The 23,065-nt window shown below is 37.3% G+C and carries 40 protein-coding genes; 39 read left to right on the top strand and 1 reads right to left on the bottom strand.

What is annotated here, in order from left to right:
* The first annotated feature begins 14 nt into the window (after nucleotides 1–14).
* The 38 genes from rplD to FC97_RS13775 all read left to right on the top strand — a co-directional run bounded on the left by rplD (nucleotide 15) and on the right by FC97_RS13775 (nucleotide 20,910).
* Complete coding sequence (gene rplD, locus FC97_RS06305; RefSeq protein WP_025084410.1) at nucleotides 15–638, top strand: 50S ribosomal protein L4; 624 nt, start codon at nucleotides 15–17, stop codon at nucleotides 636–638.
* Nucleotides 638–928, top strand: coding sequence for a 50S ribosomal protein L23 (rplW, locus tag FC97_RS06300; protein WP_054642446.1), 291 nt, complete (start codon nucleotides 638–640; stop codon nucleotides 926–928). The genes rplD and rplW overlap by 1 nt, the downstream gene beginning before the upstream one ends.
* Before the next feature lie 16 nt (nucleotides 929–944).
* A complete protein-coding gene (rplB, locus tag FC97_RS06295; protein WP_056967941.1) occupies nucleotides 945–1,778 on the top strand; it encodes a 50S ribosomal protein L2 in 834 nt (277 codons plus the stop codon).
* A 34-nt stretch (nucleotides 1,779–1,812) separates the two neighbouring features.
* The gene (rpsS, locus tag FC97_RS06290) at nucleotides 1,813–2,100 is read left to right on the top strand and encodes a 30S ribosomal protein S19 (RefSeq protein WP_025084413.1); all 288 of its coding nucleotides are present in this window, start codon (nucleotides 1,813–1,815) and stop codon (nucleotides 2,098–2,100) included.
* Nucleotides 2,101–2,117: 17 nt separating this feature from the next.
* Nucleotides 2,118–2,471 carry a 50S ribosomal protein L22 gene (rplV, locus tag FC97_RS06285; RefSeq protein ID WP_010018520.1) on the top strand — a complete coding sequence of 118 codons (354 nt, stop codon included), beginning with the start codon at nucleotides 2,118–2,120 and terminating at the stop codon, nucleotides 2,469–2,471.
* 17 nt (nucleotides 2,472–2,488) lie between these two features.
* On the top strand, nucleotides 2,489–3,163 hold the full coding sequence (gene rpsC, locus FC97_RS06280) for a 30S ribosomal protein S3 (protein ID WP_025084414.1): 675 nt from the start codon (nucleotides 2,489–2,491) through the stop codon (nucleotides 3,161–3,163).
* Between the two features lie 3 nt (nucleotides 3,164–3,166).
* Nucleotides 3,167–3,598 (top strand): 50S ribosomal protein L16, encoded by a 432-nt coding sequence (gene rplP, locus FC97_RS06275; protein ID WP_054642447.1) that lies wholly within the window; start codon nucleotides 3,167–3,169, stop codon nucleotides 3,596–3,598.
* Nucleotides 3,588–3,782, top strand: coding sequence for a 50S ribosomal protein L29 (gene rpmC / locus FC97_RS06270; protein ID WP_010018524.1), 195 nt, complete (start codon nucleotides 3,588–3,590; stop codon nucleotides 3,780–3,782). Before rplP ends, rpmC begins: the two co-directional genes overlap by 11 nt.
* Before the next feature lie 22 nt (nucleotides 3,783–3,804).
* The gene (rpsQ, locus tag FC97_RS06265; RefSeq protein WP_025084416.1) at nucleotides 3,805–4,077 is read left to right on the top strand and encodes a 30S ribosomal protein S17; all 273 of its coding nucleotides are present in this window, start codon (nucleotides 3,805–3,807) and stop codon (nucleotides 4,075–4,077) included.
* 29 nt (nucleotides 4,078–4,106) lie between these two features.
* Nucleotides 4,107–4,475: a 50S ribosomal protein L14 gene (gene rplN, locus FC97_RS06260; protein ID WP_025084417.1), complete on the top strand. Its 369-nt coding sequence runs from the start codon at nucleotides 4,107–4,109 to the stop codon at nucleotides 4,473–4,475.
* A gap of 32 nt (nucleotides 4,476–4,507) precedes the next feature.
* Complete coding sequence (rplX, locus tag FC97_RS06255; RefSeq protein WP_025084418.1) at nucleotides 4,508–4,750, top strand: 50S ribosomal protein L24; 243 nt, start codon at nucleotides 4,508–4,510, stop codon at nucleotides 4,748–4,750.
* A gap of 16 nt (nucleotides 4,751–4,766) precedes the next feature.
* On the top strand, nucleotides 4,767–5,309 hold the full coding sequence (gene rplE, locus FC97_RS06250) for a 50S ribosomal protein L5 (RefSeq protein WP_025084419.1): 543 nt from the start codon (nucleotides 4,767–4,769) through the stop codon (nucleotides 5,307–5,309).
* 17 nt (nucleotides 5,310–5,326) lie between these two features.
* Complete coding sequence (locus FC97_RS06245; protein ID WP_010018530.1) at nucleotides 5,327–5,512, top strand: type Z 30S ribosomal protein S14; 186 nt, start codon at nucleotides 5,327–5,329, stop codon at nucleotides 5,510–5,512.
* Nucleotides 5,513–5,541: 29 nt separating this feature from the next.
* Nucleotides 5,542–5,940: a 30S ribosomal protein S8 gene (rpsH, locus tag FC97_RS06240; RefSeq protein ID WP_054642448.1), complete on the top strand. Its 399-nt coding sequence runs from the start codon at nucleotides 5,542–5,544 to the stop codon at nucleotides 5,938–5,940.
* A gap of 30 nt (nucleotides 5,941–5,970) precedes the next feature.
* On the top strand, nucleotides 5,971–6,501 hold the full coding sequence (gene rplF / locus FC97_RS06235; protein ID WP_054642449.1) for a 50S ribosomal protein L6: 531 nt from the start codon (nucleotides 5,971–5,973) through the stop codon (nucleotides 6,499–6,501).
* A 16-nt stretch (nucleotides 6,502–6,517) separates the two neighbouring features.
* Complete coding sequence (rplR, locus tag FC97_RS06230) at nucleotides 6,518–6,883, top strand: 50S ribosomal protein L18 (protein ID WP_034543770.1); 366 nt, start codon at nucleotides 6,518–6,520, stop codon at nucleotides 6,881–6,883.
* An 18-nt stretch (nucleotides 6,884–6,901) separates the two neighbouring features.
* The gene (rpsE, locus tag FC97_RS06225) at nucleotides 6,902–7,402 is read left to right on the top strand and encodes a 30S ribosomal protein S5 (RefSeq protein WP_054642450.1); all 501 of its coding nucleotides are present in this window, start codon (nucleotides 6,902–6,904) and stop codon (nucleotides 7,400–7,402) included.
* A gap of 17 nt (nucleotides 7,403–7,419) precedes the next feature.
* Nucleotides 7,420–7,605, top strand: coding sequence for a 50S ribosomal protein L30 (rpmD, locus tag FC97_RS06220; protein WP_025084423.1), 186 nt, complete (start codon nucleotides 7,420–7,422; stop codon nucleotides 7,603–7,605).
* Between the two features lie 30 nt (nucleotides 7,606–7,635).
* Nucleotides 7,636–8,076: a 50S ribosomal protein L15 gene (gene rplO, locus FC97_RS06215; protein ID WP_025084424.1), complete on the top strand. Its 441-nt coding sequence runs from the start codon at nucleotides 7,636–7,638 to the stop codon at nucleotides 8,074–8,076.
* Nucleotides 8,076–9,368: a preprotein translocase subunit SecY gene (gene secY, locus FC97_RS06210; protein WP_025084425.1), complete on the top strand. Its 1,293-nt coding sequence runs from the start codon at nucleotides 8,076–8,078 to the stop codon at nucleotides 9,366–9,368. Before rplO ends, secY begins: the two co-directional genes overlap by 1 nt.
* Nucleotides 9,369–9,386: 18 nt before the next feature.
* On the top strand, nucleotides 9,387–10,040 hold the full coding sequence (locus FC97_RS06205) for an adenylate kinase (RefSeq protein ID WP_025084426.1): 654 nt from the start codon (nucleotides 9,387–9,389) through the stop codon (nucleotides 10,038–10,040).
* Nucleotides 10,041–10,134: 94 nt separating this feature from the next.
* A complete protein-coding gene (gene infA, locus FC97_RS06200; protein ID WP_025084427.1) occupies nucleotides 10,135–10,353 on the top strand; it encodes a translation initiation factor IF-1 in 219 nt (72 codons plus the stop codon).
* Nucleotides 10,354–10,385: 32 nt separating this feature from the next.
* Complete coding sequence (gene rpmJ / locus FC97_RS06195; RefSeq protein ID WP_010018546.1) at nucleotides 10,386–10,502, top strand: 50S ribosomal protein L36; 117 nt, start codon at nucleotides 10,386–10,388, stop codon at nucleotides 10,500–10,502.
* A 25-nt stretch (nucleotides 10,503–10,527) separates the two neighbouring features.
* Nucleotides 10,528–10,893 (top strand): 30S ribosomal protein S13, encoded by a 366-nt coding sequence (rpsM, locus tag FC97_RS06190; protein WP_025084428.1) that lies wholly within the window; start codon nucleotides 10,528–10,530, stop codon nucleotides 10,891–10,893.
* 24 nt (nucleotides 10,894–10,917) lie between these two features.
* Entirely contained in the window at nucleotides 10,918–11,304 is a 387-nt protein-coding gene (rpsK, locus tag FC97_RS06185) for a 30S ribosomal protein S11 (RefSeq protein WP_025084429.1), read from the top strand.
* Between the two features lie 63 nt (nucleotides 11,305–11,367).
* Nucleotides 11,368–12,306 carry a DNA-directed RNA polymerase subunit alpha gene (locus FC97_RS06180; RefSeq protein WP_054642452.1) on the top strand — a complete coding sequence of 313 codons (939 nt, stop codon included), beginning with the start codon at nucleotides 11,368–11,370 and terminating at the stop codon, nucleotides 12,304–12,306.
* 30 nt (nucleotides 12,307–12,336) lie between these two features.
* A complete protein-coding gene (gene rplQ, locus FC97_RS06175) occupies nucleotides 12,337–12,717 on the top strand; it encodes a 50S ribosomal protein L17 (protein ID WP_025084431.1) in 381 nt (126 codons plus the stop codon).
* Nucleotides 12,718–12,923: 206 nt separating this feature from the next.
* Nucleotides 12,924–13,757 carry an energy-coupling factor transporter ATPase gene (locus FC97_RS06170; protein ID WP_054642453.1) on the top strand — a complete coding sequence of 278 codons (834 nt, stop codon included), beginning with the start codon at nucleotides 12,924–12,926 and terminating at the stop codon, nucleotides 13,755–13,757.
* Nucleotides 13,733–14,587: an energy-coupling factor ABC transporter ATP-binding protein gene (locus FC97_RS06165; protein ID WP_054642454.1), complete on the top strand. Its 855-nt coding sequence runs from the start codon at nucleotides 13,733–13,735 to the stop codon at nucleotides 14,585–14,587. The genes FC97_RS06170 and FC97_RS06165 overlap by 25 nt, the downstream gene beginning before the upstream one ends.
* The gene (locus FC97_RS06160; protein WP_056967939.1) at nucleotides 14,588–15,385 is read left to right on the top strand and encodes an energy-coupling factor transporter transmembrane component T family protein; all 798 of its coding nucleotides are present in this window, start codon (nucleotides 14,588–14,590) and stop codon (nucleotides 15,383–15,385) included.
* A gap of 3 nt (nucleotides 15,386–15,388) precedes the next feature.
* Nucleotides 15,389–16,135 carry a tRNA pseudouridine(38-40) synthase TruA gene (truA, locus tag FC97_RS06155; protein WP_054642455.1) on the top strand — a complete coding sequence of 249 codons (747 nt, stop codon included), beginning with the start codon at nucleotides 15,389–15,391 and terminating at the stop codon, nucleotides 16,133–16,135.
* A 130-nt stretch (nucleotides 16,136–16,265) separates the two neighbouring features.
* Nucleotides 16,266–16,709, top strand: a complete 444-nt coding sequence (gene rplM, locus FC97_RS06150; protein WP_025084436.1) for a 50S ribosomal protein L13 — start codon at nucleotides 16,266–16,268, stop codon at nucleotides 16,707–16,709.
* 13 nt (nucleotides 16,710–16,722) lie between these two features.
* A complete protein-coding gene (rpsI, locus tag FC97_RS06145) occupies nucleotides 16,723–17,115 on the top strand; it encodes a 30S ribosomal protein S9 (RefSeq protein WP_025084437.1) in 393 nt (130 codons plus the stop codon).
* 172 nt (nucleotides 17,116–17,287) lie between these two features.
* Nucleotides 17,288–18,721, top strand: a complete 1,434-nt coding sequence (locus FC97_RS06140) for a 6-phospho-beta-glucosidase (RefSeq protein WP_056967937.1) — start codon at nucleotides 17,288–17,290, stop codon at nucleotides 18,719–18,721.
* An 84-nt stretch (nucleotides 18,722–18,805) separates the two neighbouring features.
* Entirely contained in the window at nucleotides 18,806–19,534 is a 729-nt protein-coding gene (locus FC97_RS06135) for a GntR family transcriptional regulator (protein ID WP_234030762.1), read from the top strand.
* Between the two features lie 18 nt (nucleotides 19,535–19,552).
* Complete coding sequence (locus FC97_RS06130) at nucleotides 19,553–20,179, top strand: RpiB/LacA/LacB family sugar-phosphate isomerase (RefSeq protein ID WP_054642456.1); 627 nt, start codon at nucleotides 19,553–19,555, stop codon at nucleotides 20,177–20,179.
* A 14-nt stretch (nucleotides 20,180–20,193) separates the two neighbouring features.
* Nucleotides 20,194–20,694 carry a GNAT family N-acetyltransferase gene (locus FC97_RS06125; RefSeq protein WP_054642457.1) on the top strand — a complete coding sequence of 167 codons (501 nt, stop codon included), beginning with the start codon at nucleotides 20,194–20,196 and terminating at the stop codon, nucleotides 20,692–20,694.
* Nucleotides 20,695–20,778: 84 nt separating this feature from the next.
* On the top strand, nucleotides 20,779–20,910 hold the full coding sequence (locus FC97_RS13775) for a hypothetical protein (RefSeq protein ID WP_256970467.1): 132 nt from the start codon (nucleotides 20,779–20,781) through the stop codon (nucleotides 20,908–20,910).
* Nucleotides 20,911–20,972: 62 nt separating this feature from the next.
* Here the strand turns inward: FC97_RS13775 and FC97_RS06120 are convergent, their stop codons facing one another.
* A complete protein-coding gene (locus FC97_RS06120; protein WP_054642458.1) occupies nucleotides 20,973–22,076 on the bottom strand; it encodes a YdcF family protein in 1,104 nt (367 codons plus the stop codon).
* Nucleotides 22,077–22,237: 161 nt separating this feature from the next.
* On the opposite strand from FC97_RS06120, the gene FC97_RS06115 reads away from it, so the two are divergent.
* Complete coding sequence (locus FC97_RS06115) at nucleotides 22,238–23,065, top strand: Cof-type HAD-IIB family hydrolase (protein ID WP_054642459.1); 828 nt, start codon at nucleotides 22,238–22,240, stop codon at nucleotides 23,063–23,065.

Below are 23,065 nucleotides of genomic sequence, written 5' to 3'. Positions count from 1 at the left end.
GAGGAAAATGAGTTATGACAAAAATCACAGCTTACAAAGATAACGGTGCTGAAAACGGTAGTGTTGATGTAAAGGATGAAGTTTTTGGTGTTGAACCAAATAACAACGTTGTTACAGATGCAGTTATCATGCAACGTGCATCAATGAGACAAGGTACTCATGATGTTAAGAACCGTTCTGAGGTTCGTGGTGGTGGTAGAAAACCATGGCGTCAAAAAGGTACTGGACGTGCTCGTCAAGGTTCAATTAGATCACCTCAATGGGTAGGTGGTGGTGTCGTATTCGGCCCAACACCAAGATCTTATGCATATCACCTTCCTAAGAAGGTTAGCCGTTTGGCATTGAAGTCTGTTCTTTCACAAAAGGCTGCTGACAGTAACCTAATCGTTATTGACTCAATTTCATACGACAAACCAAGTACAAAAGCTTTCGCACAATTACTAAACAAAGTAGGTGCTGACAACAAAGCTCTTGTAGTTGTTGAAGATGGTAACGACAACGTTGCTTTATCAGCTAGAAATATTGATAAAGTTAAAGTTGTTGCACCAGAAGGTGTTAACGTTCTTGACGTTATTAACGCTAATAAGTTAGTTGTTACACAAGCAGCACTTTCTAAAATTGAGGAGGTGCTTGGATAATGAGCGCAAGAGACGTAATTATTCGCCCTATTATCACTGAAAGCTCAATGGATGCAATGAGCGACAAGAAATATACTTTCGAAGTTGCTTTGGATGCTAACAAGGTTCTTGTTAGACAAGCCGTTGAAGAAGTTTTCGGTGTAAAGGTTAAACAAGTAAACATCATGAATGTTTCAGGTAAGAAGAAGCGCCAAGGTCGTTATGTTGGTTTTACTAACAAACGTCGTAAGGCAATTGTTACACTTACTGCTGATTCTGATGAAATTAAGATTTTTGAAGACGAGAAATAAATAAGGAGGTCAAATAATGGCGATTATCAAGTATAAACCAACCACAAACGGTCGTCGTAATATGACAGGTTCTGACTTTTCTGAGATTACTAAAACTACTCCTGAAAAGACACTTCTAGAATCACAAAGCCATACTGCTGGTCGTAATTCATACGGTCATATTACAGTTCGTCACCGTGGTGGTGGACACAAACAAAAATACCGTGTTATTGATTTCAAACGTATCAAAGACGGTGTTAAAGCTACAGTTAAATCTATTGAATACGATCCAAATCGTACAGCTAATATTGCACTAATTCACTATTCTGATGGTGTTAAGTCATATATTTTAGCTCCTAAGGGCCTTGAAGTAGGGCAAATTGTTGAATCTGGTAAAGATGCTGATATCAAACCAGGTAATGCACTTGCACTTGCAGATATCCCTGTTGGTACAGTTCTTCACAACGTTGAATTAAAACCTGGTAAGGGTGGTCAACTAGGCCGTTCTGCTGGTACTTCAGTTCAATTATTAGGTAGAGATGGTAAATATTCACTATTACGTTTACCTTCTGGTGAAGTTCGTATGATTCTTTCAACTTGCCGTGCTACTGTTGGTTCAATTGGTAATGAACAACATGAACTTATTAAGATTGGTAAAGCTGGACGTAAGCGCTGGTTAGGTATGAGACCTACAGTTCGTGGTTCAGTTATGAACCCTAACGATCACCCACATGGTGGTGGTGAAGGTAAAGCTCCTATCGGTCATCCATCACCAATGTCACCATGGGGTAAGAAGACCTTGGGTAAGAAGACTCGTTCATCACATGCCAAATCTGAAAGACTTATCATTCGTCATAGAAAAGGTAAGTAAACTATTCATTAGAATAATATAAGGAGGACATAAGATGAGTCGTAGTTTAAAAAAAGGACCATTCGCTGATGCACACCTTCTAAAGAAGATCGATGCACAAGCAGATTCTGACAAGAAGTCAGTTATCAAGACATGGTCAAGACGTTCAACAATTTTTCCTAGTTTCGTAGGATACACAATCGCAGTTCATGATGGTCGTAAGCATGTTCCAGTTTATATTCAAGAAGATATGGTTGGACATAAGTTAGGCGAATTCGTACCTACACGTACTTTCCATGGTCATGGTACTGATGACAAAAAGACAGCACCAGCTAAGAAATAAGAAGGGAGACTTAAATGATGGCAGAACAAGAAATTACATCTGCAACAGCTAGAGTTACTAACGTGCGTATTGCACCTCGTAAGGCTCGCCTTGTTATTGATCTAATCAGAGGCAAAAATGCTGCTGAGGCACTTGCAATTTTGCAATTCACACCAAGAGCAGGCTCTCCAATTATTGCTAAAGCTCTTAAGTCAGCAATTGCAAACGCAGAACATAACTTTGATTTAGATGCACAAAACCTATTCGTCAGTGAAGCATTCGTTGACGAAGGACCAACTCTAAAACGTTTCCGTCCTAGAGCTAAGGGTTCAGCATCACCAATTAACAAGAGAACAAGTCACATTACAGTTGTAGTAAGTGAAAAAGAATAGTATTGGAGGTAACTTGAGTGGGTCAAAAGATTAATCCAGTCGGATTCCGTGTCGGTGTTATCCGTGACTGGGATGCCAAATGGTATGCAAACAATAAAGACTTTTCAACATTTTTACATGAAGACCTTAGAATTCGTAAGTATATTGAAGAAAAACTTTCAAATGCTTCCGTTTCAAGAATCGAAATCGAACGTACTGCAAAGAACGTTACTGTTTCAATTCATACTGCTAAACCTGGTATGGTTATCGGTAAGGGTGGTTCTGAAGTTGAAAAATTACGTAATGAACTAAATAATTTAACTAAGAGAAACATTCACATCAACATCATCGAAATCAAGAAACCTGATTTGGATGCAAAACTTGTTGGTGAAAGTATCGCTCGTCAACTTGAAGCTCGTATTGCTTTCAGACGTGCACAACGTCAAGCAGTTCAACGTTCAAGACGTGCCGGTGCTAAAGGTATCAAGGTACAAATTTCTGGTCGTTTAAACGGTGCCGATATGGCTCGTCGTGAATGGCATACAGAAGGAACTGTTCCTTTGCACACATTGCGTGCTGATATCGATTATGCTTGGGTTGAAGCTAAGACAACTTATGGTAATTTAGGTGTTAAAACTTGGATTTATCGTGGTGAAATTCTTCCAGCTAAGCCACAACATAATGACAAAAAAACTGAAGGGAAAGGAGAATAATCTATGCTAGTACCAAAACGTGTAAAACACCGTCGTGAATTCCGTGGAAAGATGCGCGGAGAAGCTAAAGGTGGTAAAGAAGTTACATTTGGTGAATATGGTTTGAAAGCATTACAATCAAGCTGGATCACTAATAGACAGATCGAAGCAGCTCGTGTTGCTATGACTCGTTATATGAAGCGTGGTGGTAAGGTTTGGATTAAAATCTTCCCTCACAAATCATACACAGCTAAAGGTGTCGGAGTTCGTATGGGTTCTGGTAAAGGTGCACCTGCAGGTTGGGTAGCTCCAGTTAAACGTGAAAAGATTCTCTTCGAAATCGGTGGAGTATCTGAAGAAGTTGCTCGTGAAGCTCTTAGACTTGCATCAAACAAACTACCCGTTAGAACTAAGTTTGTAAAACGTGAGGAAGTAGGTGGCGCTGATGAAGGCTAGTGAAATCAAAGAGCTTACTGCTGCTCAATTACAAGATAAAGTTAAAGAATACAAAGAAGAACTATTCAACTTGCGTTTCCAACAAGCTACTGGCCAATTGGAAAACACAGCCCGTCTTAAGGCCGTAAGAAAGAACATCGCAAGATTAAGAACAGCTCAAAACCAAAAGAATAACGAAAAATAATAAACAGGAAGGGGATATCAAGTTGAGCGAAACACAAACTCGTAACCATCGTAAAGTATATCAAGGACGCGTCGTTTCAGATAAAATGGATAAGACAATCGTTGTTGTTGTTGAAACTTACAAAACACACCCAGTCTACGGCAAGCGTGTTAGATATTCTAAGAAATATTACGTTCAAGACGATAACAACGAAGCTAAAGTTAACGATATTGTACGTATCATGGAAACTCGACCTTTGTCAAAGACAAAGCGCTTCCGTTTATTAGAAATCGTCGAAAAAGCAGTCAAAATCTAGACCATAACTGATGAGAGGAGGGCCAAAACGTGATTCAACAAGAGAGTCGTTTAAAAGTTGCAGATAATTCTGGAGCCCGTGAAATTCTAACTATTAAAGTTCTTGGTGGTTCAAACCGTAAGACAGCTAATATCGGTGATATTATTGTTGCTACTGTCAAACAAGCAACACCAGGTGGCGTTGTTAAAAAGGGTGACGTTGTTAAAGCTGTTATCGTAAGAACTGTATCAGGTGCTCACCGTACAGATGGTTCTTACATCAGATTTGATGAAAATGCCGCAGTTATTATTAATGCTGATAAAACACCTAGAGGAACACGTATCTTCGGACCCGTTGCTCGTGAACTACGTGATAACGATTTTATGAAGATCGTATCTCTAGCACCAGAAGTGCTATAAAAAGAACAATTAAATTCAGGAGGTGCTGAATAGTGTTTGTAAAAACTGGAGACAATGTCAAAGTTATTGCTGGTGATGCTAAAGGCAAGACAGGTGTAGTTAAAAAGGCTATCCCTGCAGCTAACAAAGTAATCATCGAAGGCGTTAACGTTGTCAAGAAACACTCTAAGCCAAGCAACGCTCAACCCCAAGGTGGAATTGTTGACGTTGAAAGACCTATTAGCGCAACTAACGTTAAAGTTGTAAGTAAAACAACTGATAAAGAAGATAAATAAGAAAGGAGAAAACTAAATGGTTAACGCTTTAAAAGAAAAGTATGTTAATGACATCACACCATCAATGATGAAGAAGTTCAACTACTCATCAATCATGGAAGCACCAAAATTAGACAAGATCGTTCTAAACATGGGTGTTGGTGATGCTATTGCTAACTCAAAGAACCTAGACGAAGCCGTTGAAGAACTTGGCCTAATTGCTGGTCAAAAGCCATTAATCACAAAGGCTAAGAAATCAATCGCTGGTTTCAGACTTCGTGAAGGTATGTCAATCGGTGCTAAGGTTACACTTCGTGGTGACCGTATGTATGACTTCCTTGACAAACTAATCAACATTGCTTTGCCACGTGTTCGTGATTTCCGTGGTGTAAGTACTCGCTCATTCGATGGTCGTGGTAACTATACACTAGGTATTAAAGAACAATTGGTTTTCCCAGAAATTGACTACGATAAGGTTAATAAAATTCGTGGATTGGACATCGTTATTGTTACAACAGCAAATACTGATGAAGAATCACGTGAACTATTAACACAAATCGGTATGCCATTCACAAAATAATTTAGGAGGTAAATTCATTGGCTAAGAAATCTCAAATCGTACGTAATCATAGACCCGCAAAGTTCTCTTCTCAAGCTTATACACGTTGCGAACGCTGTGGTCGTCCACATTCTGTATATCGTAAGTTCAAGCTTTGCCGACTTTGCCTTCGTCAATTGGCTCATGAAGGTCAAATCCCTGGTATGAAAAAAGCTAGCTGGTAAGATTTTAATTAATAAAGGAGGTAAATTAAATGGTCATGACAGATCCTATTGCGGATTACCTAACACGTATTCGTAACGCTAATATGGTTAAACATGAATCTCTAGAAATTCCTGCTTCAAACATCAAGAAGAGCATGACAGAGATTCTTAAAAAAGAAGGATTTATCAAGGATTACGAAGTTGTTGAAGACAACAAGCAAAACGTACTTCGTATTTTCTTAAAATATGGTAAAGATCAACAACGCGTAATTTCAGGCTTGAAACGTATTTCAAGACCAGGTCTACGTAGTTATGTTGATTCAGATAACGTACCTAAGGTTCTTAACGGTCTAGGTATCGCTATTCTTTCAACTTCAAAAGGTGTTATTACTGACAAAGAAGCTCGCGCACAACACGTGGGTGGAGAAGTAATCGCTTATATCTGGTAATAATCTTAAAAAGTAAGGAGGTGCACTAATTTGAGTCGTATCGGTTATAAAGTAATTGAAATTCCCGCAGGAGTAACAGTTACTCAAAAAGATGAAAACATCACAGTTAAAGGCCCTAAGGGTGAATTAACAAGAGCATTCAATTCAAAAATCAAGTTGACTATTGAAGGTACAGAAGCTAAGTTCACACGTGAAAGCGAAAATGACAAAGCTCTTCATGGAACAATGCGTTCAAACCTTAACAACATGATTATTGGTGTTACAGAAGGCTATGAAAAGAAACTTGAACTAAGAGGTGTTGGTTACCGTGCACAAGTTAAAGGTGACACACTAACACTTTCAGTTGGATATTCACATCCAGTTGTTATGGATGCACCAAAAGGTATCAAGTTGGAATCACCTTCTAACACAGAAATCAACGTTTTAGGTATTTCAAAGCAAAAGGTTGGTCAATTTGCTGCTGAAATCCGCGATGTACGTTCTCCAGAACCTTATAAAGGTAAAGGTATTCGTTATGTTGGCGAATATGTACGTCGTAAAGAAGGTAAAACTGGTAAATAGTAAATAAATCTATGAGGTGAAAATTGTGATTACAAAACCAGACAAAAACAAAGCACGTCAAAAGCGTCAAAAACGTATCCGTGCAAAAATCTCTGGTACTGCTGAGCGCCCACGCTTAAACGTATTCCGTTCGAATAAAAACATTTACGCTCAAATTATTGATGACGTAAAGGGTGTAACGCTAGCAAGTGCCTCAACTCTTGATAAAGACATTAAAGACGGTTCAAAAGTTGAACAAGCTGAAGCTGTTGGTGCTTTAGTAGCACAAAGAGCTCAAGAAGCTAAAATTAGCAACGTAATCTTTGATCGTGGTGGTTACTTATATCACGGACGTGTTCAAAGTCTTGCTGAAGCAGCTCGTGAAAATGGACTAAAATTCTAGAAGGAGGAAACCAAATTTATGACATATATCGATCCATCTCAATTAGAATTAGAAGATCGCGTTGTCTCAATCAACCGTGTTACTAAGGTTGTTAAAGGTGGACGCCGTCTACGTTTCGCTGCTATCGTAATCGTTGGTGACAAAAATGGTCACGTAGGTTTCGGTACTGGTAAAGCTCAAGAAGTTCCAGAAGCTATTCGTAAAGCTGTTGAAGATGCTAAAAAGAACCTTATCAACGTTCCTATGGTTGGTTCAACAATTCCTCATGAAGTAATCGGTACTTTCGGTGCTGGTAAGATCATGTTGAAGCCTGCTGAAGAAGGTTCAGGTATTGCTGCTGGTGGTGCTGTTCGTGCCGTTATCGAATTAGCCGGTGTTGGTGATGTTACAAGTAAATCACTTGGTAGAAATACACCAATTAACGTAATTCGTGCAACAATCGAAGGATTAAAACAACTTAAAACTGCTGAAAGCGTTGCTGACATGCGCGGCATCTCAGCCCAAGAATTGCTTAACTAGAAGAAAGGTGCGTAATAATGGCTAAACTTAAAATTACTCTAATTAGAAGTGCAGCTCACCGCCTTCCTGCTCAACGTAAGATTGTTAAGGAACTAGGACTCGCAAGAGTTTCAAGTTCTGTTGTTAAGCCGGATGATCCTGCTATTCGTGGTGCTGTATTAAAAATCGCTCATTTAGTTAGCGTTGAAGAAGTTAAAGATTAATAAAATATTCAAAGATTAGGAGGTGCAATAATGGAACTAAACGAACTTAAGCCAAGTGCAGGCTCAAGACATGCTAGAAAGCGTCTAGGTCGTGGTACTTCAAGTGGTACAGGTAAAACTGCTGGTCGTGGTCAAAAAGGTCAATTAGCTAGATCAGGTGGTAAGACACGTATCGGTTTTGAAGGTGGACAAATGCCTTTATTCCGTCGTATGCCAAAACGTGGTTTCAATAACATCAACCGTAAAGAATATGCTATTGTTAACCTAAGTGATCTAAGTAAGTTTAACGATGGTGCTGAAGTAAATGTTGAAACATTGAAGGCAGCCGGAATCGTTAAAAAAGAATTTAATGGTGTTAAGTTGCTTGCTAACGGTGAGGTTAGCGCTAAGTTAACTGTTAAAGTTGCTAAGGCTTCTGCCGCAGCTACTAAAGCAATCGAAGCCGCTGGTGGCACTGTAGAGGTGATCTAATGCTTGGAACTATCAGAGATGCTCTAAAGGTAAAGGAGATACGTAAAAAGATCCTATTTACCTTGATGTTACTTGTTATATATCGTTTGGGATCACAAATTACAGTGCCCGGTGTTAATGCCGCCGCAATGGATAAAGTTGGTTCTACAGGGTTAGTTCCCCTATTGGATACTGTAACCGGTGGTGGTCTTTCAAACTACTCTATTTTCTCGATGGGTGTTTCACCATTCATTACGGCCCAAATTGTTGTTCAACTTTTACAAATGGACATTGTTCCTAAATTTGTTGAGTGGAGTAAACAAGGTGAAGTTGGTCGTAGAAAGTTAAATCAAGTAACGAGATATTTGACGATTGTTTTAGGTTTTGTTCAGTCAATCGGTATAACAGCCGGTTTTAACACTTTAAGTGGTTTAGGATTAGTTAAATCTCCTAATATAAGAGCTTTCGTTACAATTGGTATCATCTTAACCGGTGGTACGATGCTTCTTACATGGATCGGTGAGCAAATCACTGATAAAGGTCTAGGTAATGGAGTTTCAGTAATTATCTTCGCTGGTATTATTGCTAGATTCCCTAGTGGAATTAAAGAAATTTATCGTGATTATATTACTAATTCCAGTTCAGCTGATCTTGCAAAGAATATTGCATTCCTCGTTGGTCTTGTGATCATCATCTTGATTGTTGTGCAATTTGTTACATATGTTCAACAAGCAAGTAGAAGAATTCCTATTCAATATACAAGACGTGCTGCTGGTAGTGGTAGCGAAAGTTTCCTACCATTGAAGGTTAACGTTGCTGGTGTTATTCCTGTTATCTTTGCTAGTTCATTTATTGTTACGCCTCAAACAATTTTGATGGCGTTCCAAAGTCATAGTGGAGATCAATGGTATCAAGTATTAACAGAAATATTCAGTATGCAGACTACAACAGGTTCTCTTCTCTATACATTGTTGATTGTATTATTTACATTCTTCTATGCATTTGTTCAAGTAAATCCTGAAAAGCTTGCAGAAAACCTACAAAAACAAGGGGCTTATATCCCTGGTATTTGGCCTGGTAATGAAACAATCAAGTTCATGTCAGGTGTATTAATGAAATTATCAACTGTTGGAGCTATGTTCCTAGGTTTGGTTTCATTACTTCCATTGCTAGCCGCTAACTTATTCAATTTACCTCAATCCATCGGATTAGGTGGTACGAGTTTGTTGATTATTGTTGGTGTTGCTTTGGAAATGGATCGTCAATTACGTGGTCTTTTGATGAAACGTGAATACGTTGGATTTATTAGATAATTGGAGATGTTACAGACAATGAATATTGTATTGATGGGATTACCTGGTGCTGGTAAAGGTACTCAAGCTGAAAAGATTGTTGAAGATTTTAAAGTTGTTCATATTTCAACTGGTGACATGTTTAGAGCAGCTATGGCCAATAAGACAGAAATTGGTCTAAAAGCTAAAGGGTTCATCGACAAAGGTGAACTTGTTCCAGATGATGTTACCGAAGGTATCGTTCAAGAACGTTTATCTGAAGATGATGTTCAAAAAGACGGATATATGTTAGATGGATTTCCGAGAACTCTTGAACAGGCTAACGCTTTACAGACAATTGCAAAGAATGTAAACAAACCAATAGATGCTGTCATCTATATTGATGTTAAGCCTGAAACATTAGTTGATCGCTTATCCGGAAGATATATTTGTTCTAATTGTGGAGCAACTTATCATAAAATTTACAATCCTACAAAGGTTGAAGGAACATGCGACGTCTGTGGCGGCCATGATTTCTATCAACGTGAGGACGATAAACCAGAAACTGTAAAGAATAGATTGAAAGTTAATATTGAAATGAATACACCATTAATTGATTTTTATGACAAGTTGAACTTGTTACATAAGATCAATGGTGAACAAGAAATAGATGAAGTTTATAACGAAGTAAAGAAAGTTTTACAAAGTTTGTAAAACTTTTTGCTTTGAATGTTTACATGTACGGAAAATTATTGTATAATTCGCCAGTATATGCAGAATAATTTCATCCCGATGGAGGTTAATATCTTTGGCAAAAGAAGATGTCATTGAAGTAGAAGGTACAATTTCAGAAACATTGCCTAATGCAATGTTTAAGGTAAAGCTTGAAAACGGAGCTACAATTTTAGCTCATGTGTCAGGTAAAATCCGTATGCACTATATCAGAATTTTACCCGGTGACAAGGTTACCGTGGAATTATCCCCTTATGATTTAACCAAGGGAAGAATTACATATAGATATAGATAATAAGTTTTTTAATGGAATGGAGGTTCCACAACATGAAAGTAAGACCATCCGTTAAACCTATGTGCGAACACTGTAAGGTAATTAAGAGACGCGGTCGCGTCATGGTTATTTGCTCTGCAGATCCAAAGCACAAACAAAGACAAGGATAATATTTAATAGGAGGTGTATTGATTAATGGCTCGTATAGCAGGTGTAGATTTACCTCGTGATAAGAGAATCGTTATCGCCCTAACATACATTTTTGGTATCGGCGAAACAACAGCTCAAAAAGTATTGAAAGATGCTGGCGTATCAGAGGATATTCGTACAAGAGACTTAACTCCTGATCAAGAAGAAAAAATTCGTGCAGAAGTTGATAAAGTTCGTGTCGAAGGTGACTTACGTCGTGAAGTAAGTATGAACATCAAGAGACTACAAGAAATTGGATCATATCGTGGCATGAGACATCGTCGTGGTTTGCCAGTTCGTGGTCAAAACACAAAGAACAATGCAAGAACTCGTAAGGGCAAGAAGACTGCCATTGCAGGTAAGAAGAAGTAATAAGATAAAGATAGGAGGTTAATCATGGCACAAACTAAAGGTCGTAAGCGCCGTACTAAGAAGCATATTGAATCTGGTGTTGCACATATCCACTCCACATTCAACAATACACTAGTTATGATCACTGATGTTAACGGTAATGCCGTTTCATGGTCATCAGCTGGTGCATTAGGATTCAAAGGTAGTCGTAAATCAACACCATTTGCTGCACAAATGGCTGGTGAGGCTGCTGCTAAAGAATCAATGGAACATGGTATGAAAACAGTTGAAGTAGCTGTTAAGGGTCCTGGCTCTGGTCGTGAAGCTGCAATCCGTTCATTACAAGCTACTGGTTTGGAAATTACTGCTATTCGTGATGTTACACCAGTTCCTCACAATGGTTCTCGTCCTCCAAAGCGTCGTCGTGTATAGAATGGTTGTATACCCATATGAACTAAGCTACACACATTTCGTTTTGAAAGGGGAACTAACCGAATGATCGAATTTGAAAAGCCAACCATTACTTCTGTTGAAGAAAGTAAAGACTATGGCAAATATATTATCGAACCGCTTGAAAGAGGTTATGGTACAACTTTAGGTAATTCATTACGTAGAGTTTTATTAGCATCATTACCTGGTACAGCGGTATCTGATATTCAAATAGATGGTGTATTGCATGAATTTTCAGCTGTTGATGGCGTAATTGAAGACGTTACACAAATTGTGTTAAACGTGAAGAAATTAAAGCTTAAGTCATATGCTGATGACAGTTTAAAGGCTGAAATCGACGTTGTTGGTCCAGCTACTGTCACAGCAAATGATATCAAGGCTGATGATGACTTGGAAATCCTCGATCCAGAACAATTTATTTGTACTGTTGCTGAGGGTGGACACTTCCACATGCAAATGACAGTTATTAATGGTCGTGGATATACTCCTGCAGAACAAAATAAGACGGACGAAACACCTATCGGTGTTCTTCCAGTTGACTCAATTTTTACACCCGTAGAAAAGGTCAACTATCAAGTTGAAAACACTCGTGTGGGTAAGAGAAACGACTTCGACAAATTAACAATCGATATCTGGACAAATGGTTCAATTGGACCACGCGAAGCTATTAGTTTGTCAGCTAAGATTCTTACAGAACATTTAACAAGTTTTGTAAATCTTACTGAAGAAGCTAAGAGTGCTGACATGATGATCGAAAAAGAGGAAACTCAAAAAGAGAAGAAACTTGAAATGACTATTGAAGAACTTGACTTGTCAGTTCGTTCATATAATTGTTTGAAGCGTGCCGGTATTAATACTGTGCAAGAGCTTACTGAAAAATCCGAAGCAGATATGATGCGTGTCCGTAATCTTGGACGTAAATCACTTGTTGAGGTTAAAGAAAAGCTTGCTGATCTTGGATTATCATTAAAGCAAGAAGACTAATCATATCAAATTCAAACAGGAGGTATAGACATGGGCTACCGTAAATTAGGACGTAACAGTTCTCAAAGAAAAGCAATGTTACGCGATTTAACTACTGATTTAATCATTAATGAACATATTGTTACAACTGAAACACGTGCAAAAGAAATCAGTCGTACAACAGAAAAAATGATAACCTTAGGTAAACGCGGCGATTTACATGCTCGTCGTCAAGCTGCTGCTTATGTTAGAAACGAAGTTGCTAACATTTCAGAAGAAGATGATGCAGTTGTTGTTCAATCAGCTCTTCAAAAATTATTCAGTGATATTGCACCTCGTTACAAAGAACGTAATGGTGGATACACACGTATTTTGAAGACAACTCCACGTCGTGGAGACGCAGCTCCAATGGTTATTATTGAACTAGTTTAATAATAATTGTTTATTAATCATTAAAAAATCAGTCATTCTGATAAGTTAGTGAGTGTTAAGATGATGGTTGTTAGCAACCAAGTCTATCTCTGAGATCCCTTTAATCGGGGACACTAACTTGTCGAATGATTTTTTTTTGCCCTTTTTTGTTTTCTTGATTATTGAAGTTAGTTATTATATATGTAATACGGTTCAAGGAGATAACTTTGGAAAAAATCATTTCAATTAAAAACTTAAATTATACTTATCCCGATTCTAAGAAACCTGCAATTAATAATTTAACTGTGGATATCTATAAAAACGAGTGGTTATCAATCGTTGGTAAAAATGGTAGTGGTAAATCAACACTGACTAAATTGATCGATGGTTTAATTGATGCTGACTCTGGTACGGTCGAAATCGATGGGCAAGAAATCAACGAGGAGAATATTTGGGAAGTTAGAACTAAGATTGGAATCGTCTTTCAAAACCCAGACCATCAATTTGTTGGAGCAACAGTTGAAGATGATGTTGCTTTTGGTTTGGAAAATCAAGGTATGCCGAGAGAGCAAATGGTCAAAGAAGTAGATCATGCCTTAGAATTAGTTGGCATGCACGATTTTAAAAAACGTGATCCACAGACACTTTCTGGTGGACAGAAGCAGCGAGTGGCTATTGCGGGTGTCTTAGCTACTAAGCCAAGAATTATTATTATGGATGAATCGACTAGTATGTTGGATCCTGAAGGACGTAGGACGGTTTTGAATTTAATTCAGAATTTACGTCAACAACAGGATCTAACGATTATTTCAATCACACATGATATTTCGGAAACGGAATTATCACAGAGGATTGTTGTCTTAAATGATGGACAGATTGTACGAGACGATATACCTAAGAACATTTATAATATAGGAACTAATTTAAGCAAATTTGGCCTTGAGGAACCATTTTCTGATGAATTAATGTCAACACTAAGGGATTCGTTAGAATTGCCTGAGGGTTATCTAAATGAAGAGGAGCTAATGAAGCAATTATGGAAATTACGTTCGAACATGTAACACATTCTTATGATGCTAATAGTCCTATAGCAAATCTTGGTTTAGATGATGTTTCTCTGAAAATAGATGACAAAAAGTTTACCGCTATTGTTGGTCAAACTGGTAGTGGTAAATCTACTCTAGTACGCCATATTAATGCACTTTTAAAACCCACTTCAGGAAAGCTTACTGTTGGTGATCGTATTATTACATCTGAAACTAATAATAAGAATCTCAAACCATTGCGTAAAAAGGTCGGTATGGTTTTTCAATTTCCAGAAAGTCAGCTATTTGAAGAGACTGTGGAAAAAGATATCATGTTTGGGCCAATGAATTTTGGTTTCAGTGAATCTGAAGCTAAAGATGCAGCTCATGAAATGATTGAATTAGTTGGTTTAAGTAAAGATTATTTACAGAAGTCACCATTTGATTTATCTGGTGGACAAATGCGACGTGTAGCGATTGCTGGCGTTTTGGCTAGTAATCCTGAAACGATTATTTTGGATGAACCAACGGCAGGATTAGATCCAGTTGGTCGACATGAAATTATGGATCTGTTTAAAAATTTGCAGTCAAAAGGTAGAACGATTATTTTGATCACGCATAATATGGATGATGTAGCTAATTATGCAGATGAAATGGCCGTTATGAGTCAGGGAAAACTAGTAGCTAGTGGATTGCCAAGTGATGTATTCAATAATCAAGAATTATTGGAGAATGATTTACTAACTTTGCCTCAAAGTGCTCAGTTTGCACAATCATTGGCACAAAAATATTTCCAATTTGATAAATTACCTATTACAATTGATGAATTGAGTGCAGAAATAAAACAACAGGTAAATGGTGATTAAATGAATAAATTAATTATGGGACGATATTTACCCGGGGATTCATTGATCTATCAGTTAGATCCGCGTGGTAAATTTTTATTAACATTCTATTTTGTTGGTATAGTCTTTTTAGCCAATAATGTGGCATCATATGTATTTCTCATGGCGTTTGTTTTATTTGCTGTCTATTTATCCAAAATCAACTTTGGTTTCTTTATAAAGGGACTGCGGCCGATATTCTGGCTGATCTTATTCACAGTTTTACTGCAATTGTTCTTTACACCTAGTACACACCCAATTTGGCATTGGGGCTTTTTGACCTTATCCAAAGAAGGTATGGTTATTGCCAGTTATATCTTTGTAAGATTCGTATTGATTATTTTCATCTCAACACTATTGACTTTAACAACGACACCAATCGAAATTTCCGATTCAATCGAGAGCATTCTGAAACCATTAAAGAAAGTGAATTTTCCGGTTACTCAAGTAGCTTTAATGTTGTCGATTGCCTTAAGATTCGTGCCGCTATTGGTTGATGAAACGACTAAGATCATGGATGCACAGAGAGCTCGTGGAGTGGATTTTGGTGAAGGTGGTTTGATTAAACGTATCAAATCATTTGTGCCAATACTGATCCCGCTTTTCGTCAGCAGTTTTTCAATTGCTTATGATCTAGCAATTGCTATGGAATCGCGTGGTTACAAAGATGGCGAAGGTCGCAGTAAGTATCGTGTATTAAAGTGGAGCAGGCGTGATAATATCACAGTTTTGGTTATGTTAGCTGTAACCATCATATTATTATTTATTCGGAGTTATTAATTTATGACAATAAGATACAAATTAACCATCGCTTATGATGGAACTAAGTTTCATGGTTTTCAAAAACAAAAGCAATTAAGAACGGTTGAAGGTGTACTTGAAAAAGCCATTTCAAGAATTGCTAATGGAGAAGAAATCAAAGTCTTCGCTTCGGGTAGAACTGATGCTGGAGTTCACGCTTTGGCACAGGTTGTTCATTTTGATTATCCAAGATTTATTCCGGCTGACAGTATGATGCGAGCCATTAATACGTTGATGCCCTTGGATGTGTTGGTCAAAAAATCTGAGATTGTTGATGAAAACTTTCATGCCCGGTTTAATGTTAAAAAGAAGACTTATATGTATCGTGTGGATTTAGGACATTATACTGATCCATTCAAACGTTTTTACACGGGTCACTATCCTTATCCTTTGGATGTCGATAAAATAAAAATTGCAATTAAAGATTTAATTGGAGAACACGATTTTACTAGCTTTGCAGCCGCTGGTGGTGTGATCGAAAATAAAGTTAGAACTATCTATTCGGCTACAGTTGAGTATAATAAAGAGAACAATGAATTAGTTTTTGAGTTTACAGGTAATGGATTCTTATACAATATGGTTAGAATTCTCGTGGCAACTCTGTTAGAGATTGGTAACGGTCGCAGAGATGTTCATGACTTTTTACGTTTATATGAAGTAAAGGATCGCCAGGAAGCTAGAGGGACAGCGCAAGCTAGTGGTCTATATTTGAAAGAGGTTTTTTATTAAAAAATCTGTGGATAAATATTGACTTAATGTGAGAATCAAAGTATCATTGTAGCTGGTATTGTTTGCCCCACGATAAGCCCCGGAAACTTATTGAGTTGTCAAACAGACGTAGAAACTGGAGGAATTTAAAGTGCGTACAACACCATTAGCAAAAGCAAGTGAAGTTGAACGTAAATGGTATGTAATTGACGGTGAAGATGTTGTCTTAGGTAGACTTTCATCTGTTGTTGCTTCTATTCTTAGAGGTAAAAACAAACCTACTTACACACCTAACGTTGATACAGGTGATAATGTTATTGTCATCAATGCAGATAAAGTTAGATTAACAGGTAGAAAAGCAAAGAATAAGATTTACTATTCTCATTCAGATCACCCAGGTGGGTTGAAGAGCATTAGTGCCGGTCAAAAACAAGCTGAAAAGCCTGACAGATTCATTGAAGATTCTGTTCGCGGTATGCTACCTAAGAACACTCTTGGTCGTCTAGAAATCAAGAAGTTGCATGTTTATGCAGGTTCAGAACACAACCACCAAGCACAAAATCCAGAAAAGTTGGATATCAACAAACTAATTTAAGGAGGAAAAGAATTTGGCACAAGTATCATACGCCGGAACAGGTCGTCGCAAGGATTCAGTTGCTCGTGTACGCTTAGTTCCTGGAAACGGAAAGATTACTATCAACAAACGTGATGTCAAAGATTACATTCCTTTTGACAATTTGATTGCTGATATGAAACAACCTCTAGATGTAACTGAAACAGCTGAAAGCTATGACGTTATTGCTAACGTTAACGGTGGAGGCTTCTCAGGACAAGCTGGAGCAATTAGACATGGTATTGCTAGAGCCCTACTTGACGTAGATCCTGATTTTAGACCTACACTTAAGTCGGCCGGCTTCTTAACACGTGACCCTCGTATGAAGGAACGTAAGAAACCAGGTCTTAAGAAAGCCCGTAAGGCTTCACAATTCTCAAAACGTTAATATTTATATTTTCAGTTTTGGATCAAAAAACATCTCTCATATCGAGGGATGTTTTTTTGTTGTGGAAATTTATTTATATTAAATACCCGAAAACGTTTACAAAAAATAACATCTTTGATATTATTAACTCGTTCGAATGAGTGGAAAACTTAAAACGTAGGAGGATATATTTATGACTGGATTTCCAAAAGGATTTTTATGGGGCGGTGCCGTGGCTGCTCATCAACTAGAAGGTGGCTGGGATGCTGGCAATAAAGGTGTCAGTATTGCTGATGTGATGACAGCTGGTGATAACGAGACGGCTCGTGAAATTACTGATGGAATTATTCCCGGTAAAAACTATCCTAACCATGAAGCAATTGATTTTTATGGTCACTATAAAGAGGACGTTAAGTTGTTCTCTGAATTGGGCTTGAAATGTTTCAGAACTAGTATTGCCTGGACAAGGATTTTTCCTAATGGTGATGAGGATGAACCCAATGAAGCAGGATTGAAATTCTACGATGATCTTTTTGATGAATTACTTAAATACAATATTGAACCAGTAATTACTTTGTCTCATTTTGAAATGCCTTATCATTTAGTTAAAGAATATGGCGGTTGGCGTAGTCGTAAGATGATCGACTTCTTTGTAAAGTTTGCTGAGGTGGTCTTCAAACGTTATAAAGATAAAGTTAAATATTGGATGACTTTCAATGAAATCAACAACCAAACTGGTTTGAATGAATGGGGCTTGTTCACTAATTCAGGTATTTTAGTAAAACCAGGCGAGGATGCTGAAAAGGTTATGTATCAAGCTGGACACTACGAGTCAGTTGCTAGTGCAATGGCTGTGCAAATTGGGCACGAGATCAATCCTAATTTTGAAATTGGTTGCATGTTGGCTATGGGACCAACTTATCCAGCTTCACCAGATCCTAAAGATGTTTTGAAAGCTCAACGTGCGATGGAAGCTAACTATTGGTTTGCAGATGTTCAGTGTAAGGGTAAGTATCCAAACTGGTTGAAACGTTACTTTGAACGTAAAGAGTTTAATTTGGATATCACATTAGCTGACTTGGATGTTATCAAAGCGGGTGTTGTTGACTATATTGGTTTCTCTTATTATGCTTCTCACGTTATTAAAGCCGACAAGAACGAACCCGATGACTACATGACACCAACAAAGAATCATGAAGTTAAGAATCCAGCTTTAGTACGTTCTGATTGGGGTTGGGAAATTGACCCGGTTGGTTTGAGATATGCTTTGAATTGGTTCAGTGATCGTTATGATCTACCATTGTTCATTGTGGAAAATGGACTAGGAGCTTTTGATAAAGTGACTGAGGATGGTAAGATCCATGATGATTATCGTATCGATTATTTGAGAAAACATATTGAACAAATGCGTTTGGCAGTTGATGTCGATGGTGTCAACTTGATGGGTTACACTCCATGGGGCTTTATTGATTTAGTTTCAGCTGGAACTGGTCAAATGGATAAACGTTACGGTATGATCTATGTAGATAAGAATGATGCCGGTGAAGGTACTTTGAATCGTTCTAAGAAAGATTCCTTTGAATGGTTCCATAAAGTGATCGAAACAAATGGTACAGACCTTTCTTAATGAGGTATGATAATAAATGATTAGAAAACGTATTCCTAACGCTTGATAATGGAATGCGTTTTTGTTTTGGAGGAAAGTTTAGAAATGCCGAAAAAAATGGATACGAATGTTTTAGTTAAGAAAATTATTACTGAAATTCAATCTGGTGAATTAGTTGACCAAGATTTAAAGTTGCCAGCAGAACCTAATTTGATGTCACGCTACGAAGTAACCCGCTATACTTTACGCCAAGCGTTAAAGCAGTTGAGTGTTATGGGGTACACCTATCAAGTTCATGGAGTGGGGACTTTTGTCCGTCATCAACAAACTGTAGATTCGGTGGCTTTGGAACATGAAGGTGGATTGTCAGCTGAGATGGAACGAATCGGTCGAAAATTGACAACCCAGACTGCAAGTGAAAAGATCATCCCTGTATCGGAGGCACCTTTTTTACCAAAGACACACCACTTCCAGAATGATGATAAATTAATCGAAGTTCGTCGTTTTCGCTTGTTGGATGATAAACCTTATTTGATGGAACAGTCTTATTATTTACAATCAGTGATTGATAGCATTCCCGAAGAAGCTTTGTATGGATCACTATTTAAGTATTTTGAGCAAAGTCGTAAGACACAAATTGGTTTTATTGATCAAACAATTATGAGTGAACCTTTACCAGATGAAGCTAGTGATTTTATGGAGATGCCAGCTGGTTCACCAAGTTTGTTAATTCAAGATGAATCATATTTGGCTAATGGTGAGTTATTGGCCTTTTCAAAACAATATTATAATTATCAACAGGCTAAGCTATTCATGATCAAAAAAGTTCATTGATAGGATGAGGTAAATATTATGAAGATAGCGGTGATCCAAGCCAGTAGTCAAATTAAAAAGAATCAACTTTTGTATGATTCAACTAGGTCAGCTGTGGAAAAAGACGATGAAGTAATCAATTTCGGAGTTTATCCACAAGAGGAAACTTTGTCGTACGTTCAGGTAGCTTTACTTGTGGGATTATTAATTAATTCTGATGCCATTGATTTTGTAATAACAGGCTGTAGTTCTGGAAATGGAATGAATATAGCATGCAATACGATGCCAAATGTCATCAGTGGCTATTTACCAACGCCTAGCGACGCTTATTTGTTTGGACGAATAAACTATGGCAATTGTGTTTCATTACCCTTAGGATTGAATTTTGGCTGGGCTGGAGAGTTGAATATAAGTTATACACTGGCAAAGTTATTCAATGGGCCAATGAATACCGGTTATCCACAAGGCGAGGCACTTCGAAAACAATGGGATGCAAAGTTACTGCTTGAGATCAAAAGGTCCGAATCTATAAATATGATTGATATAATGGAAAAGTTAGATGAAGAAGTTTTGAAACCGATTTGGCAGAAGCAAGATGTATTAAATTACGTAATAGAGAATGGAAATAATCAAAAATTACGGGATTATTTGATTCAAAAGATTTAAGTGGAGGAAGAATTATGGATTTAGCAGATTTTTCTAGTGAATATAAAGTTAGACGGTTAGTGACTAGTGACACTGAGGAGATTCTCAAATTAAGTTTAAGCAATCCTACATTTTATAAATATTGCCCACCTGTGATTACACGTCCAGTTATTCGTCACGATATGACTGTCGTACCGCCTCATAAAACAAAGGACGATAAGTATTATGTTGGTTTCTTTGACGGTGATAAGTTAGTTGCTATGTTGGATTTAATTGCAAAGTATCCAGATGAGATAACGGCTTGGGTCGGTTTATTTATGGTTGATAGCCAATATCAAGGGAAGGGTATTGGTACAGAGATTTTTAGTGATATCATGTCAGCCTTGAAGGAATCAGGTCTGAAGCAAGTTGAATTAGCATACGCTAAAGGCAATGAACAGAGTGAACATTTCTGGTTGAAAAATGGTTTCTTTAAGACTGGTAATGAGACTGAGGAACCTGGATATACAGCTATCGTGATGGGGCGACTATTGTAATAGACGTTGTGTATTGCACGTGTGTATAAATTTTTATTTTAAAAATATAATTGTTAAAATAAAAACAAAAAGAGAGAATTTATTATGGCACAGAATGATGTAAGAGAGGTCACTGTAAAACCTGTTGTCGACGTTGTGGCCGAAAGAGAAAAGAAACGTCACGATTGGATTGAAAACTATCTTAATCGAAATTTGAATGTTTATACTAAAAAGTGATCAATTGAAAAAGGTGTTCATACTCAACTACAATTTTGCAGGAGAATATGAACACCTTTTTTCTATTTAGTTTTGAAATCAACGTAAAGTGTTACTAACATTGATAGTAGAACGAAGAATCCAATAATGGAAATCATAATAATATGACGTTTCTTGTTCATAATCAGAATAGCGACAAATTCACGGATCAAGGCGTTGGGTAAGAAATAGAATCTAGTTGGAGCACCGACGCCATTAGCTGCTAGACCAGCCATTCTTGCATAAAGTCCAGCCCTAAAAATGTGATAATTATTGCTGAAAAATTTGATATATGCCTTACTGCTGCCATAATCATCCTGAATGACTTTTTTCGAAAACTGCATATTCTGCAAAGTATTCTTCGATTGATCTTCTAAAATGATTTGGTCTTTATCCCAGCCATGATCAATAGCATAATTGGCCATGGCTTGAGCTTCAGATAACTTTTCATCATTACCTTGACCACCAGAGAAGACAATTTTAGGAGTCGGTCGACCCTTTTTCATTTGTTTGTTAGCAAATTTGATAGCAGAGTCGATTCGGTTACCAAGTAGGCGAGAAACAGTATCGCCATTGATTAATCCAGCTCCCAAAACAATTAGATAATTGGCTTTATAGCGTTTAGGGAAAAATTGATAGAGCAAAACGTTGACCAAAAAATTATATGAACATAAGATCAAGTAAGCACCAACAATTGGCAGACCAGAGATCAGAACATTTAACCAGTCTGGTAAGAATTTAGCGTGAGCTGATAAGAAGATGTTTGCAAACCAGAGCACAACTAGAAAGATTCCCAACAACAAAGTCAGCATATTAGATAACGTGTGACTCTCTCGTTTCCAAACGATAAAGGCATTCCATAGTAGTAGAAGCCACATCGAAATCATGGTGATAAAGATCACACCGATAATAAGTAAGAAGAGCGTTCCCATAACGACAACGAATGGCAAATTACCAGTACTGAATATTAGAACCGCTAATTCAGCTAAGAAGCTAAAGAAAAAGATAGAAAAAGTAATTCCGTTGATTAAGCGTCGTGGTTCTCTTAACCAAAGAAATAAAAAGATTCCTAACATAATTAAAGTAGCTAATCCCCAGTAGACTGAAATTTTTTGCAAAACATTGACGTACGGATTCAAACTATTCATAAAATCACCTCTCTTAGATTTATGAATGATATATATTCCCATACAATCAAATTAATTTTATCATAGCCAGAAATTTGTTTTGTAGATAAGCATTCATAATTGTAAAAATTCTGGGTCGAATAAAATGTAAAGAGATGTTATTCTGAAATTAGAGGTGGAGTATGGCTGATATAAAACTGATTTTGAGTGATATTGATGGAACAATTTTGAATGATAAAAATGTTGCTGATAGCGATTTGAAAAAGAATATTATCGAATTGAATCGTCGCAAGATACCATTCGTTTTGGCTTCAGCTCGGTCTCCTAGAGGGATGCTAACTTTGGCTAAAGAATTAGGAGTGATGGACAATCCGATTGTTTGTTATAACGGTGCTTTGGTGGTAAAAAATATACAAAGTAGTGACTATAGGACTATTTTGAGTCATGGATTGAATTTGTCAGAGGTAAGGCAAATATTTCAAATTTTACAGAAAAACTTTCCTGAAATCTCAATTAATCTGTATTCAGGAGCAGATTGGTATGTGGAAAATCTCGACAAATGGGTTAAGATTGAAGCAGATATTACTAATATGACACCAATTGTCACTGATTTGAATCAATTGGTGGATAAACTTGAGATTCCAATTCATAAGTTACTTCTGATTGGCGAACCGTCAGAAATAAGTCAAGTAATGAATTATTTACGGAGTGCAAATATTGTCGGTAGTTCTTTCTATTTATCGAAGGATAATTATTTGGAAATAACTGCCGATAAAGTATCAAAAGAACATGCTTTGCGAGAATTGGCTGATTATTATCAAATAAGTTTGGGTAATACCATGACGTTGGGGGATAATTTCAACGATGTACCCATGTTAGATTTGGCTAAAGTCGGAGTGGCTATGGATAATGCACCAGTCGATGTTAAAGTTCATGCTGATTTTGTGACTAAAAGTAATAATGAGAATGGAGTCTCATATGCAATTGAAAAATATGTATTAAAGAGGTAG

The sequence above is a fragment of the Companilactobacillus kimchii DSM 13961 = JCM 10707 genome, from assembly GCF_001435445.1.
In the GTDB taxonomy this organism is placed as follows: domain Bacteria; phylum Bacillota; class Bacilli; order Lactobacillales; family Lactobacillaceae; genus Companilactobacillus; species Companilactobacillus kimchii.
Note: the sequence above shows the minus strand (reverse complement) of the source record. Positions and strands in the feature narration are given on the sequence as shown.

Bases quoted from the DNA above. Each gene is read 5' to 3' on its own strand.
- rplQ (WP_025084431.1), top strand. From the start codon at position 12,337: ATGGGCTACCGTAAATTAGGACGTAACAGTTCTCAAAGAAAAGCAATG.
- rpmJ (WP_010018546.1), top strand. From the start codon at position 10,386: ATGAAAGTAAGACCATCCGTTAAACCTATGTGCGAACACTGTAAGGTA.
- rplV (WP_010018520.1), top strand. From the start codon at position 2,118: ATGGCAGAACAAGAAATTACATCTGCAACAGCTAGAGTTACTAACGTG.
- FC97_RS06135 (WP_234030762.1), top strand. From the start codon at position 18,806: ATGCCGAAAAAAATGGATACGAATGTTTTAGTTAAGAAAATTATTACT.
- FC97_RS06130 (WP_054642456.1), top strand. From the start codon at position 19,553: ATGAAGATAGCGGTGATCCAAGCCAGTAGTCAAATTAAAAAGAATCAA.
- rpsE (WP_054642450.1), top strand. From the start codon at position 6,902: ATGACATATATCGATCCATCTCAATTAGAATTAGAAGATCGCGTTGTC.
- rpmD (WP_025084423.1), top strand. From the start codon at position 7,420: ATGGCTAAACTTAAAATTACTCTAATTAGAAGTGCAGCTCACCGCCTT.
- rplP (WP_054642447.1), top strand. From the start codon at position 3,167: ATGCTAGTACCAAAACGTGTAAAACACCGTCGTGAATTCCGTGGAAAG.
- rpsS (WP_025084413.1), top strand. From the start codon at position 1,813: ATGAGTCGTAGTTTAAAAAAAGGACCATTCGCTGATGCACACCTTCTA.
- rplE (WP_025084419.1), top strand. From the start codon at position 4,767: ATGGTTAACGCTTTAAAAGAAAAGTATGTTAATGACATCACACCATCA.
- FC97_RS06160 (WP_056967939.1), top strand. From the start codon at position 14,588: ATGAATAAATTAATTATGGGACGATATTTACCCGGGGATTCATTGATC.
- FC97_RS06180 (WP_054642452.1), top strand. From the start codon at position 11,368: ATGATCGAATTTGAAAAGCCAACCATTACTTCTGTTGAAGAAAGTAAA.
- rpsH (WP_054642448.1), top strand. From the start codon at position 5,542: ATGGTCATGACAGATCCTATTGCGGATTACCTAACACGTATTCGTAAC.
- rpsK (WP_025084429.1), top strand. From the start codon at position 10,918: ATGGCACAAACTAAAGGTCGTAAGCGCCGTACTAAGAAGCATATTGAA.
- rplW (WP_054642446.1), top strand. From the start codon at position 638: ATGAGCGCAAGAGACGTAATTATTCGCCCTATTATCACTGAAAGCTCA.
- FC97_RS06140 (WP_056967937.1), top strand. From the start codon at position 17,288: ATGACTGGATTTCCAAAAGGATTTTTATGGGGCGGTGCCGTGGCTGCT.
- secY (WP_025084425.1), top strand. From the start codon at position 8,076: ATGCTTGGAACTATCAGAGATGCTCTAAAGGTAAAGGAGATACGTAAA.
- truA (WP_054642455.1), top strand. From the start codon at position 15,389: ATGACAATAAGATACAAATTAACCATCGCTTATGATGGAACTAAGTTT.
- FC97_RS06120 (WP_054642458.1), bottom strand. From the start codon at position 22,076: ATGAATAGTTTGAATCCGTACGTCAATGTTTTGCAAAAAATTTCAGTC.
- rplD (WP_025084410.1), top strand. From the start codon at position 15: ATGACAAAAATCACAGCTTACAAAGATAACGGTGCTGAAAACGGTAGT.
- rpmC (WP_010018524.1), top strand. From the start codon at position 3,588: ATGAAGGCTAGTGAAATCAAAGAGCTTACTGCTGCTCAATTACAAGAT.
- rplO (WP_025084424.1), top strand. From the start codon at position 7,636: ATGGAACTAAACGAACTTAAGCCAAGTGCAGGCTCAAGACATGCTAGA.
- FC97_RS06205 (WP_025084426.1), top strand. From the start codon at position 9,387: ATGAATATTGTATTGATGGGATTACCTGGTGCTGGTAAAGGTACTCAA.
- FC97_RS13775 (WP_256970467.1), top strand. From the start codon at position 20,779: ATGGCACAGAATGATGTAAGAGAGGTCACTGTAAAACCTGTTGTCGAC.
- rpsM (WP_025084428.1), top strand. From the start codon at position 10,528: ATGGCTCGTATAGCAGGTGTAGATTTACCTCGTGATAAGAGAATCGTT.
- rplB (WP_056967941.1), top strand. From the start codon at position 945: ATGGCGATTATCAAGTATAAACCAACCACAAACGGTCGTCGTAATATG.
- FC97_RS06165 (WP_054642454.1), top strand. From the start codon at position 13,733: ATGGAAATTACGTTCGAACATGTAACACATTCTTATGATGCTAATAGT.
- FC97_RS06115 (WP_054642459.1), top strand. From the start codon at position 22,238: ATGGCTGATATAAAACTGATTTTGAGTGATATTGATGGAACAATTTTG.
- FC97_RS06125 (WP_054642457.1), top strand. From the start codon at position 20,194: ATGGATTTAGCAGATTTTTCTAGTGAATATAAAGTTAGACGGTTAGTG.